This window comes from Peribacillus sp. P4_D6 (assembly GCF_056401795.1).
Window position 1 is genome coordinate 26,278 of sequence record NZ_JBFUIQ010000004.1, and the last position, 12,784, is coordinate 39,061.

The 12,784-nt window shown below is 41.3% G+C and carries 13 protein-coding genes; all 13 read left to right on the forward strand.

The genetic code is table 11. The features are described from left to right. Positions 1–100 precede the first annotated feature (100 nt). The 13 genes from AC1DVB_RS03085 (at position 101) to AC1DVB_RS03145 (ending at position 12,733) form a co-directional block, all read left to right on the forward strand. Positions 101–1,069: a M14 family zinc carboxypeptidase gene (locus tag AC1DVB_RS03085; RefSeq protein WP_095678242.1), complete on the forward strand. Its 969-nt coding sequence runs from the start codon at positions 101–103 to the stop codon at positions 1,067–1,069. Between the two features lie 49 nt (positions 1,070–1,118). Next, on the forward strand, positions 1,119–1,439 hold the full coding sequence (locus tag AC1DVB_RS03090; protein ID WP_057275655.1) for a DUF3889 domain-containing protein: 321 nt from the start codon (positions 1,119–1,121) through the stop codon (positions 1,437–1,439). A 228-nt stretch (positions 1,440–1,667) separates the two neighbouring features. Then, positions 1,668–2,549, forward strand: coding sequence for a radical SAM/SPASM domain-containing protein (locus AC1DVB_RS03095; RefSeq protein ID WP_057275656.1), 882 nt, complete (start codon positions 1,668–1,670; stop codon positions 2,547–2,549). A 584-nt stretch (positions 2,550–3,133) separates the two neighbouring features. Then, entirely contained in the window at positions 3,134–3,976 is an 843-nt protein-coding gene (locus AC1DVB_RS03100) for a MurR/RpiR family transcriptional regulator (protein ID WP_057275657.1), read from the forward strand. A 63-nt stretch (positions 3,977–4,039) separates the two neighbouring features. Continuing rightward, positions 4,040–5,188, forward strand: coding sequence for a M20 peptidase aminoacylase family protein (locus tag AC1DVB_RS03105; protein WP_057275880.1), 1,149 nt, complete (start codon positions 4,040–4,042; stop codon positions 5,186–5,188). Next, complete coding sequence (locus AC1DVB_RS03110) at positions 5,181–5,975, forward strand: GNAT family N-acetyltransferase (protein ID WP_477588137.1); 795 nt, start codon at positions 5,181–5,183, stop codon at positions 5,973–5,975. The genes AC1DVB_RS03105 and AC1DVB_RS03110 overlap by 8 nt, the downstream gene beginning before the upstream one ends. A gap of 13 nt (positions 5,976–5,988) precedes the next feature. After that, positions 5,989–7,101 (forward strand): o-succinylbenzoate synthase, encoded by a 1,113-nt coding sequence (gene menC / locus AC1DVB_RS03115; protein WP_477588139.1) that lies wholly within the window; start codon positions 5,989–5,991, stop codon positions 7,099–7,101. A 130-nt stretch (positions 7,102–7,231) separates the two neighbouring features. Beyond that, on the forward strand, positions 7,232–8,311 hold the full coding sequence (locus AC1DVB_RS03120) for a YkvI family membrane protein (RefSeq protein WP_454862063.1): 1,080 nt from the start codon (positions 7,232–7,234) through the stop codon (positions 8,309–8,311). Positions 8,312–8,474: 163 nt separating this feature from the next. After that, positions 8,475–9,890, forward strand: a complete 1,416-nt coding sequence (locus tag AC1DVB_RS03125) for a SpoVR family protein (protein ID WP_063577218.1) — start codon at positions 8,475–8,477, stop codon at positions 9,888–9,890. Positions 9,891–10,056: 166 nt separating this feature from the next. Next, positions 10,057–10,542 carry an arsinothricin resistance N-acetyltransferase ArsN1 family A gene (locus AC1DVB_RS03130; RefSeq protein ID WP_057275662.1) on the forward strand — a complete coding sequence of 162 codons (486 nt, stop codon included), beginning with the start codon at positions 10,057–10,059 and terminating at the stop codon, positions 10,540–10,542. Between the two features lie 22 nt (positions 10,543–10,564). Next, the gene (locus tag AC1DVB_RS03135; RefSeq protein WP_239860415.1) at positions 10,565–10,762 is read left to right on the forward strand and encodes a hypothetical protein; all 198 of its coding nucleotides are present in this window, start codon (positions 10,565–10,567) and stop codon (positions 10,760–10,762) included. Between the two features lie 71 nt (positions 10,763–10,833). Further along, on the forward strand, positions 10,834–11,289 hold the full coding sequence (locus tag AC1DVB_RS03140; RefSeq protein WP_239860417.1) for a MarR family winged helix-turn-helix transcriptional regulator: 456 nt from the start codon (positions 10,834–10,836) through the stop codon (positions 11,287–11,289). A gap of 64 nt (positions 11,290–11,353) precedes the next feature. After that, the gene (locus AC1DVB_RS03145) at positions 11,354–12,733 is read left to right on the forward strand and encodes an FAD-dependent oxidoreductase (RefSeq protein ID WP_454862064.1); all 1,380 of its coding nucleotides are present in this window, start codon (positions 11,354–11,356) and stop codon (positions 12,731–12,733) included. Positions 12,734–12,784 lie beyond the last annotated feature (51 nt).

The window sequence follows — 12,784 nt, forward strand, 5'->3', positions numbered from 1 at the left end:
ATTTTGTTCAGATCTGACAGAACATTTCCTTACAATAAGTGGCGATGTATTTGGACCGCGGTTGTTGCTTTTTACCTGAATAAAAATAAAAGGTGAGTACATGAGAAAAATAATGGTAATTGGAATATTGGTGCTTCTTTTTTTCCCTGAACCATCGCTGGCAGCAGAAGTGTATTCCCCTGAACAGATGGAAATGGATTTGCAAGGAATCCAAAAGCAGTATGAATTGGACGTTCGAATAATCGGACAAACTGAAAAGGGGAAAAATATAAAGGCAGTCAAGTTAGGGAAAGGAAAAAAATCGATTTTGCTGGTGGGATCACATCATGGACGGGAATGGCTCAGTTCCATACTTTTGATGCGTATGCTTGAAGGGTATGCAGCCGCCTATCGAGCGGGCAAACCTATTGGAGAATTTCCGTCGGAATCATTGGATGAAGTGAGCATCTGGTTCATCCCGATGCTTAATCCAGATGGAGTGAGCATCCAGCAAGGAGATTTATCCAATTTAAATGTTCTTGAAAAGGCTGCAGTATGGAAAATGAACCGATATAGCAGGAATTGGTCCAGGTGGAAAGCCAACGCTAAAGGCATTGATTTGAATAGGCAATATCCGGCTGGATGGAAAGAAGTAATGAGTCGTGAAACAAAACCGACGTATCAATTTTATAAAGGCGGACAACCACTGGAAGCAGCCGAAGTAAAAGCGCTTACGGATTTCACGAAGGAGATCGATCCCCTTATTGCTGTTTCCTATCATACTTCAGGAAGGGAAATCTTTTGGCATTACAAAAATAAACGGAAAAATATGGTGAGGGATTATGGGATTGCCAAAAAGACTGCCGAAATGACGGGGTATGAACTGACCTTTCCGGAGAAAGAAGCGGTAGGAAGCGGATTTACTGATTGGTTCATAACTGAATTCAGCCGCCCGGGAATGACGATCGAACTTAGTTATTTAGTGGATGAAACCAATCCGCCGTTGACTGTGTTTCCTGAGGAATGGAAGAGGAATCGATTAGTTGGCATCATGCTTGTAAAAGAAGCGGAGCAGCTGCATAACAACTGAACATTTTTACATAATAATACTAAGCGGAAAGTATGAGGAGGAAAAGATTTTGAAAAAAGTCATCGTGATGCTAATGGGGATTTTTTTGATCATACAAGCAGGATCCATTTCAGCACAGGCCCAAAAACCCGATTACGAAAAATACGGAAAGATTGCGATTACGGTAGTGCAGGCAGATTATCCTGAAGTTGAGATTACTGACTACGAATATAAAGGCAGAAAAACTGTAGCGAAAAATCTCATCGAAGACGATTTCAGATTTTTGGTCGAGGATAAAGGTCAGGACTTCAATGTCATCGTGACCGTACAACATGATTTGAAAAATGAAAAATTACTTAGTTTGAAGGTTACGGAGCAAAAAGGAAAGTGAGATCAGGACAAACCGAAATTCCAGGTAGGCACCTTACCGAACATCTTCACCTCGAGAAGATGTTTTTTTCTGATTTCTTTTAAAAGTTGTCCGGAAAAGGGGATATCGGATTCGTTGTTATTCCAATACGGTCAGCTACCATGAAGTTTTCATTGCATTTATGGGCAGCTAACCAGTATAGTTAGTATCAGATTGAAACTATAAGCTTGATTGTAGGGGTATTAGAAAATGAGAAAGTTTAAGAAAGTTTATGTGGAAATTACGAATATATGTAATTTGAAGTGTAATTTTTGCCCAAGTTCCAGCTTGCAAAGGACCCTTAAATTCATGGATCCCGAAGGGTTTACGGATGTTATCAAGAAAATCAAACCACACACCGATCATATTTATTTTCATCTGATGGGTGAACCGTTTTTAAATAAAAATTTGGGTACATTCCTGGATATCAGTGCTGAAAATGACCTGAAGGTTAATATTACAACGAACGGTACTTTGATTCAAAAGGTCAAAGACAAGCTGCTCTCCAAAAAAGCCCTCCGGCAGGTGAATATTTCACTTCATAGCTTTGAGGCAAACGATACGACCAATAGTCTTGACTCTTATGTCAGTAATATTGCCGATTTTATAAATGAAGCAAATGAAAAAAGTGAAGTGATCTGTGCCATTCGTTTATGGAATATGGATACGGCTGAATTAAAAGCGAGTAATGGCCTGAACGATGATATTCTGAGCATGCTGGAGAAGAAGCTTTCATTGGACATTCGCTTAAGTGAAGCTCTTCAGCAAAAGAATAATATTAAGTTAAGGGACCGGGTTTATATAAATATGGCCGAAAAATTCGAGTGGCCGGAATTGGACCGTGACATTATCGATGAAAATATTTTCTGCTATGCTCTTAGAGATCAGTTAGGTATCTTGGTGGATGGTACAGTCGTACCTTGTTGTTTGGATAGTGAAGGGAAAATACCGCTTGGAAATATATTCGAAACATCACTTGAAGACATTTTAAATGGTGAACGGGCTAAAAATATGTATGATGGTTTCTCAAGAAGATGTGCAGTTGAAGAATTATGTAAACGATGTGGCTACGCAAAGCGTCATAAAAAATAAAATTACGGAGTTCATTTCGTGGTTTCAGACTGTAGACAAACTTGATGAAAAATCAGTTTGCCTGCAGTTGTTTTATTTAAAAGTGCAGTTGATTTCAGAAATCCGCTCCCTTTCCGCCGACTGTCTGCCAAGCCTCCTCAGCGCAAGCGCTTGTGGGGTCTCGGCTAGCCAGTAATTCGGCAGGAGTGTCGCAAATTTCTTCAATCCAATGAGAATTACAGTAAAAAACCATCCTCACTATTCGGTTCGAACCCCATTTTGTCGCCAAACCTCAGGCATGGAGTCCATCTCCATGCCTGAAGTTTTATATTTAAAAGGTTCAGAAACCCGCTCCCTTTCCGCCGACTGAAAACCATCCTCGTACTCCGAACCCCATCTTATTTCACCAAACTGAAATCATGGAGTCCATCTCTGTTTTTTTTATGCTTGAAGGACATTGCCACCATCTTATTGTAAAAATTCAGAATATTATTGTTTTATTAAAAGTCCCGTGATAAAATACTCACTATTATTAATGAAGTTTATACTTCATATTGTCATATAAAAAGTATTGGATTCATATCTTGCTTCAGAGGGGATGTTTTATGGATTTACAGCAAAAAGTTAAAGAAGTATTCCCTGGTTTATCTACTGGTCAAAAAAAGGTAGCAAAATACTTGTTGGTGCATTCACATACATTTGCAGTCACTTCAGCTCAAAAGCTCGGAAAAGACATTGGGGTGAGTGAAACGACCATCATCCGCTTTTGCTATTCATTGGGGTTAAGCGGATATGCAGAGCTTCAAAACCTTATTCGAAATCAGTTGATATACGAGAGCAGCAGTTTGAATGAATACCATTCTTCAAAACTTGAAGCCGCGAGTCAGCCAAACTTCATGGCTCAGGTGATGGGGCAGGACATCATCAGCATCGAAAAGACCATGAAAAATTTATCAACCGAAGATTTCGCCAAAACAGTCGATAAATTGGCGGCAGCTGACAATGTTTTGATTTCTGGACACCGTTTATCATTTTCGGCAGCACATTGGTTAACCTTTACGCTTAGGCTTGTTAGGGAAGAGGTTCATTTATATCGGCCTGATACTGATGATATATTTTTAATGTTGAATAAAATGACTGAAAATTCCGTTTTTGTAGCCATTTCATTTCACCGCTATGTTAAAGAGACTGTGAAAATAACCGAAATGGCCAAAAAAGCGGGTGCATTTGTAATTGGGGTTACGGATTCCGACCTGGCTCCGATTGCGGAATACACTGACATTTTATTGCCCATTTCAACACCAAGGACTTCCACGATCGATACGGCACCAGTGTTATTCTCTTTATTGAATAGTTTAGTCGCTGGTGTAACGATTAAGGATGAACAAGGGTTCAAAGAAAGAAAAGCTATATATGATGGGTTCAATCAAGACGATTATTTCTTTTGAGATAAAACATCCATCAGTTGGTGAACATGCCCAATAAACCGGTAGGGGGAGACAGAAATGGATATCACACAAACTATCGAAAAATTAAGACCGCGTATACTCGATATTTTTGACCATTTACACGCAAATCCAGAAACGAGTTGGAATGAGGTGAATACGACAGCTTTCATTTCAAGTATTTTAACGGGGAATCAGTGTACGGTAAAAACATTCGAGGACTGTACAGGTGTGGTAGGCGAAATCGGGGATGGGGATTTCACGGTCGGATTACGATCGGATATCGATGCACTTTGGCAGGAGGTGCAAGGGACGTTTCAAGCCAATCATTCCTGTGGACACGATGGTCATATGACCTTGGCATTGGGAGTATTCCTTGTATTGAAGGAAATGGGCTTTCGTCCAAGAGGCAAGCTGAAATTCATTTTCCAACCTGCTGAAGAAAAAGGTACGGGCGCCTTGAAGATGATTGAAGAAAAAGTATTGGATAATGTCGATTTCCTTTATGGAGTGCACCTAAGACCGGTTGAGGAAGTGAAAGATGGGCAAGCGGCGCCAGCCATTGTGCATGGAGCCGCTCAGTTCATTAAAGGTGAAATAGCGGGAACTGATGCGCATGGAGCAAGACCGCATCAAGGGCAGAATGCCATCGAGATAGGAGCGGCATTCATCACTTTGTTAAATGGAATCCATCTCAATCCGTCCATCCCTTATTCCGTAAAAATGACGCAGTTTTTTGCTGGCGGCGAAAGTTCCAATATCATCCCAGGGAGAGCCACTTTTTCATTGGATTTACGGGCACAGGATAATGCAGTGATGAAAGAGCTCACCAAAAAGGTGGAAAAGGTTGCAGAATCTTTGGCCATTGTCCATGGAGTCGAAGTGAAACTCGAACCGGGAACCTGTGTTGCTGCAGCAACCGTGAACGATCAAGCCCAGGAAATAATGTCTGAAGCGATAGCCGATACGCTTGGAGAAGAAAATTTGGTAGCGCCTGTCATTACAACAGGAGGAGAGGATTTTCACTTTTATACGTTGAAAAGACCTGAACTCAAAGCTACGATGCTTGGATTGGGCTGTGATTTGGCACCAGGGCTCCATCATCCGAACATGACATTCAATAAAGAAGCTTTGTTATCGGGAATTGAAATCCTGGCCAAAGCCATCATACTCACTTTTGAGAAATATGGAGGGGAGGGCCACTTACATGACTGAAGAATTTATCATAAAATCCCTATCCGGACTAGAGGATCTACAAGAAGTGCAGCGGCTGGAAGCCCTTGTATGGGGCATGGATTGCGTTCCCATCCATCAGACGATTACGGCTGTCAAAAACGGCGGGCTTGTATTAGGCGGCTATATCAATGGCCAGTTAGTCGGGTTTCAATACAGTTTCCCGGGATTCAAGGACGGAAGGGGATATCTTTGTTCACATATGTTAGCCATCCATCCGGCCCATCAAAAGAAGGGCTACGGCAGATTACTTAAACTTGCACAAAAAGAGGAAGCACTTAAAAAGGGCTACGACTTGATCACATGGACATATGATCCATTGGAAAGTGTGAATGCAAACTTGAATATCGGTAAGTTAAAAGCTGTTTGCTCTACATATATGGAAGATTGTTATGGAAATATGAAGGATACCCTCAATGAAGGACTTTCCACTGATCGATTCATGGTGGAATGGAATATACGGCAGGAAGCAAAGGAAGAGACTCCGCTTCCTGATAAAGCCATACACATCGTAACGACAGGAATGAATGACCAAGGCTTTCCTTACATCAAGGATTATCATTTCGAAACCAATGCCGAGGTGATCGCAATCCCCATTCCGACGGATATTCAACAAATCAAAAAATCTGATCTTCGCCTTGCGATTGATTGGCGGTTAAAAACCGGTGAATTATTCAAAGCTCTTTTTGCCAAAGGATATGTTGCAGCCGGGATTGAATGGGAACAAGGTGAAAACATTCAAAACTATTTATTAAAAAAACAAGAATAAGAGGGGAATCGGGATGAAAATAACGGAAGTGCGTTTACGTCATTTAAATATGGATTTGGTAGCTCCCTTTACAACAAGCTTTGGAACGTTTTTGGATAAGGAGTTCATTCTTGTGGAAGTGAAAAATGGAGAGGGACTTTCAGGCTGGGCTGAATCTGTGGCATTTTCAGCACCTTGGTATAACGAAGAAACGATAAAAACCAATTGGACCATGCTGGAGGATTTCCTGATTCCGCTTGTATTGGATAAAGAAATAGAGCATCCTCGTGATGTATCGGATATGTTCTCGCATATCCGTAAAAATAATATGGCAAAATCGGCTATCGAGGGAGCCATCTGGGATTTATACGCAAAAGAAAAGAATATCCCTTTAAGTATGGCTTTAGGCGGGGAGCTGGAAAAAATCGATGTTGGGATCAGTATCGGCATCCAAAAAACGGTACCTGAATTACTGGCAAAGATAGAAGCTGGATTGAAGGACGGATATAAAAGAATCAAAATGAAAATTCAACCAGGTTGGGATGTAGACGTAATCAGGGAAGTGCGCAATCGATATCCCGATATCCCGATCATGGCAGATGCAAACTCCGCTTACCGGCTGAAAGACATTGAATTACTCAAACAACTTGATCAATTTGATTTAATGATGATCGAGCAGCCTTTGTCATCGGATGATATTGTCGATCATGCCACATTACAAGCGGAAATCAAAACACCGATTTGCTTGGATGAAAGTATACATTCCGTCGAAGATGCTAGAAAAGCCCTTGAATTGGGAAGCTGTAAAATCATTAATATTAAGATTGGCAGGGTTGGCGGTTTAACGGAAGCAATGAAAATACATGAATTATGTAAAGAAAGGAATGTACCGGTTTGGTGCGGTGGCATGTTGGAATCTGGTGTGGGTCGTGCCCATAATATCGCATTGACAACACTTGATAACTTCACGATGCCTGGTGATACGGCAGCATCCGCGAATTATTGGCATAAAGACATCATCCAACCAGAGGTTACAGTGAATGATGGGGTCATAACCGTTCCAAAAGCGGCAGGCATTGGCTATGAAGTCGATTACACAGCGGTCGATGAATTCACTTCCTATAGTAAAAGATATACAAATAAATAAGAGTTGGAATTAAAGGACCTTCCGGCTTCATGGGCAATTGCCCCTGAAGCCGGAAGGATAATGAAGAAAGGAAAGATATTCTCATAACTTAAATTGTCAGAATAATCATATAATTAGGGTGGTATTTGATATGAAAAACAGTATAAATCTTGCGGGAGCATATATTGGAATCATCATTGGAGCAGGTTTTGCTTCAGGACAAGAAGTGTTACAGTTCTTCACGAGTTTTGGAATCTACAGTGTATTGGGAATTGTGGTGGCGACAGTTTTATTCGCGTTTTTGGGCATGCAAGTTACCCAGTTGGGGAGCACTCTCCAGACACGTTCCCATAAAAGCATCATCGATCATATTTGCGGCCGCTTTATAGGCAGGGTGGTCGATATTATCATCACGTTTTTCTTGTTTGGCGTTACGGTCATCATGATTGCCGGCTCCGGAACGATTTTTGAGGAACAATTCGGGATTCCAAGCATGGTCGGTGCAATCGTCATGACGGTGCTCACGATTGGTACGCTTTTACTTAATGTTAATAAAATAATGTCCATCATTAGTGCCGTCACACCGTTTTTATTCGTTATCATGATCATTATTTCAGGTTATTCATTTTTCACATCCAATCTAAGTTTCAATCAAATCATTTCATCTTCAAGTAAAGGAACGGCTGCTACCGGAAATTGGTTGATGGGTTCATTACTTTATGTTTCATATAATATGACTGCCGGAATTGCCATGCTGGCCGTAATGGGCGGGACCTTCAAGAATAAGAAACAGGCTGGAATGGGAGGAATCCTGGGGGGTATCGGATTGGGGATCCTGTTATTTTTGATCAATTTGGGGATGATGTCCGACTTGAAGGGCATAGAAGGCTCTGGTATGCCTACCCTTCATTTAGCGAATCAGATTTCTCCATGGTTGGGATATATCCTATCAATCATCCTTTTAGGAATGATTTATAATACAGCTGTCGGGATGCTGTATGCATTCACCGCCAGGCTGGTGCCTGCGGAAACGAAACGATTTAAATTATCCGTGATTATAGTCGGGATTCTCGCCTTCCTTGCAAGTTTCGTTGGCTTTATTAAATTGGTTGGGACGGTATACCCAATCACAGGATACTTAGGTTTTGTCATCATTGCAGCGCTCATCATTTCCTGGATCCGTTCAAAAATGAAAAAAGAGGTTGTGAATCCGGAATTAGCAAAATTTTAATATCAAAGGGATTGAGTGCAGAACTGCATGAAACATTTGGCCTGACATCTTCTTCATGGAGGTGTTTTTTTTCTGTTATCGAGGACCTTTACTCATGATCACGGCATTTTTCCTCCTTTTTTTCATACATTAGTTTAAAGGCGGAAGACAAGGGGGATATCGGATGAATGAAGCGGAGCAAAAGGCTCTGGAATATGCCATTAGTGAAATTACAGAAATAGCAACGGGGTTCGGGTTGGATTTTTACCCGATGCGCTATGAAATTTGCCCTTCAGAAATCATTTATACATTTGGTGCCTACGGGATGCCGACCCGTTTTTCTCATTGGAGCTTTGGAAAGCAATTTCATAAAATGAAGCTGCAGTACGACTTTGGATTAAGTAAAATCTATGAACTGGTCATTAACTCTGATCCTTGTTACGCTTTTCTGCTGGACTCCAATTCACTTGTACAAAATAAATTGATTGTTGCCCACGTTTTGGCGCATTGTGACTTCTTTAAGAATAATGTACGTTTCAATAATACCAAGAGGGATATGGTAGAAAGTATGTCGGCAACGGCAGAAAGAATCCGTGAATATGAAATCCTTCATGGCAAAAAGGAAGTGGAAACCTTCCTGGATGCACTTTTAGCCATTGAAGAACATATCGATCCGTCGCTGATGAGACCGAAGCTTGCCTGGACGATGGAAGATGAGGAAGAAGAAGAGGAAATAAAACCGACAGCCACACAATACGATGATTTATGGAATCTTGATAATAAGGATAAACCGCAGAAATCCAACATTAAAAAAAGAAAGAAATTCCCGCCAAGGCCAGAAAAGGATATTATGCTTTTCATAGAACAGTACAGCAGGGATTTAACCGATTGGCAGCGGGATATCATGACGATGATCAGGGAAGAGATGCTGTATTTCTGGCCGCAGCTGGAAACGAAAATCATGAACGAAGGCTGGGCATCCTACTGGCATCAGCGCATTATCCGTGAATTGGATCTATCCTCAGGGGAAGCCATTGAATTCGCGAAACTGAACGCAGGTGTCGTGCAGCCTTCACGGACCAGCATCAATCCTTATTATCTTGGATTGAAAGTGCTTGAAGATATTGAAGAACGCTATGATAATCCGACCGAAGAAATGATCAGGCTCGGCGTCAAGCCAGGATCTGGCCGGGAAAAGATGTTCGAGGTCAGGGAAATCGAATCGGATATTTCCTTTCTCCGCAATTATTTGACGAAGGACCTGGTCATGCGGGAGGATATGTACCTATTCCAAAAGCAGGGCAAGGATTATAAAATCGTCGATAAGGCATGGGAACATGTTCGTGATCAACTTGTGAGCATGAGGGTTAACGGAGGTTTCCCTTATATCACAGTTAACGATGGGGACTTCATGCGTAATGGGGAACTTTATCTAAAACATTGGTATGAAGATATTGAGCTGGATCTGAAATATCTCGAAAAAGTCATGCCATATATCCATCAGCTTTGGGGCCGCTCCGTGCATATGGAATCAGTCATAGAAGGAAAAGAAGTCCTGTTTTCCTATGATGGAAAAGGCATTCACCGTAAATATTTATAAAGCTGAAAACTGCCGGTCATTCGGCAGTTTTCTTGTTTCAAGCACTTTTATTCGTATAGTGATCCTGTAAAAAAACAAAATATTTGCAACTTGCAACTATTGATGTTATAAATCAACTAAGAATATTAAAGAAATCATTTGGCAAACGAAAGGAGAAAGGTATGTTATGATCATTCGTGAAGCGATTGAAGCAGACTTGGACTCGGTCAAAGATATATACAATCAGGGGATTGAGGATAGAATTGCCACGTTGGAAACGGAAACGAAGGATCAAGCCTACATGGAGGAATGGTTTGCCAAGCATATCGGGCGATATAAGCTGATTGTCGCCGAGCAAGATGGGAAAATTGTCGGTTGGGCTTCCTTGAATCAATATAACAGCCGTAATGCTTATAAAGGGGTTGCCGATTTATCCGTATATATCTCGAGAGATCATCGAGGAAAAGGGATTGGCGGTTTATTGCTGCAATCCATCGAAAAGCACGCAAAAGAAAATGACTTCAATAAGATTGTGTTATTCACTTTTCCCTTTAACCAGATTGGGCAAGGATTGTACAGAAAACGGGGGTATAGAGAAGTGGGAGTGTTTAAGAACCAGGGAATATTAGACGGTGAATTTGTCGATGTGATGGCTATGGAGAAATTACTGTAAACAATTAGGGGGTAGGAGTATTATGACAGTGAACCATTCAAGCGTATTGTCTGTCAGTTATTTTGATGCCTATTTCAAGCTTGTTTTAGCATCGCGTGAACCTGTGGAGGATAATGCAAAGAAATACATCAAAAAGAACTTTTTCAAAGGAGAAGCGTGCTATTACGGCGAGGAAACTCACCGAAATTTCATGACGGCTTTTAACAAGCTAAAAGGATAAATAAAAAATAATTGAATCGAATAGTTGCAAAATGCAAACAATTAGCGTATAAATAAAGCGAGGTGAAAGTAATGGAAAATGAAAACCTTAGAGGTCTCTTCCAACTCTTGACAAGACGGTTTGGATTATTGAATAAATATTGCTGTAGCGCTGATGGAATTGAAATTTCACTCGTTCAAAGCCATATCCTGTATGAAATACATCGACAAAACAAGGCTTCCATCCAGCAAATTGCAGAAACATTGGGAACGGACATTACGACGTTCAGCCGACAAATCCAATCCCTGATCAAATTGAATTTGGTCACAAAAACGCAAGATGCTGAAGATCGGAGAATTTCCATCCTTTCTCTGACCGAAGAAGGAATGAAGGTCAATCAAACCATCGATCAGCAAATGAATGATTACTTGAATGAGGTCTTCAAGACGATGAATGAGTTTGAAAAGGAATCCGTCGTGCGTTCCCTGAAATTGCTTAATGATAAAATGCTGAAGTCTTCCGTATGTTGTACTACTCCTTGGGGGTAGTATATTTTTCAACAATACTTGCAAATTACAACTTTTTTATAAAGATAAAAATATAGGAGGGATCATGATGGGTCAATTCGATAAAAATGCATTACCCGTAGCAATTATAGGCGGAGGTCCTGTGGGGCTTGCAGCTGCAGCTCATTTACTAAAAAAAGGGGAGAAGTTTATCGTATTGGAAGCGGGGGACTCGGTTGGTTCGAGCATGTTGGAGTGGGGACACGTTCGAATGTTTTCTCCGTGGCAATATAACATCGATAAAGCAGCAAAGGAATTACTGGAGAACGCTGGCTGGACGTCACCTGACGAAGAAGCTTTGCCGACAGGTCGCGAACTGGTTGAAAAGTACCTTCTGCCTTTAAGTAACCTTCCAGAAATAAAAGAACAGATCATGTTGCAGGCAAAAGTAGTCGGAGTTGCCAAAGAGGCTCACGATAAATTAAAAACAGGAAAACGGGACACGGTTCCCTTTCAACTCTATGTAGAAGCGAATGGTGACACAACAGTCATTGAAGCGAAAGCGGTCATTGATTCATCAGGTACTTGGACCAATCCAAACCCTATCCTTTCAAATGGGATATGGACGAATGCGGAGAGACAATTACACAATCAAATCCACTATGGCATTCCTAACGTCGTACAACTGGAAAACAGATATCAAAATAAAACCACCTTGGTGATCGGGAGCGGCCATTCTGCCATCAATGCTTTATTGGATTTGGCCACCTTACAGCAAAAATATTCGGATACAAAGATCTACTGGGTTCTTCGTAAAAAACAGATTCATGAAGTGTACGGTGGGCAAGAAAACGACGGGTTGGCGGCTCGTGGAGAGTTGGGCATAAGAATTCAGCAATTAGTGGAGTCTGGACGAATCAATATTCTTACACCCTTTCATATTAATGGAGTGTACCCAACAAACGATAAAATCACGGTAGTAGGAGAAGAACTAAACGGAGAAGAATTCACAATCGGTGACATCGATGAAATGGTGGTGAGTACGGGTTTCAGGCCCGATACAAGCTTTTTAAATGAAATAAGGATAAACCTTGATTCAGCTGTGGAAAGCATAGACACGCTTGCTCCGCTAATTGATCCCAATATTCATAGCTGTGGAACCGTGAGACCGCATGGTGAACAAGAGTTACGGCACCCTGAAAAGAATTTTTACATTGTTGGGATGAAGAGTTATGGAAGAGCACCAACCTTCTTACTGGCAACAGGCTACGAACAAGTCCGTTCCGTGGTGGCTTATCTCACAGGGGATGTAGAGGGGGCAAAAGAAGTACACTTGGAACTGCCTGAAACAGGAGTTTGCAGTGTGAATCTTGCATCTAATTCCTGCGATTCTGATATTCCTGCAACTGAAACAAACGATCGTTCTTGCTGTGGCAGCCCCGTTCTAGCGAGATTGGAAATGAAAAATAATTCCTGTTGTGAATGAAATAGAAGGACCAGTCTGAAACAAGGCTGGTCTTTTATAATTTCTTTGAAG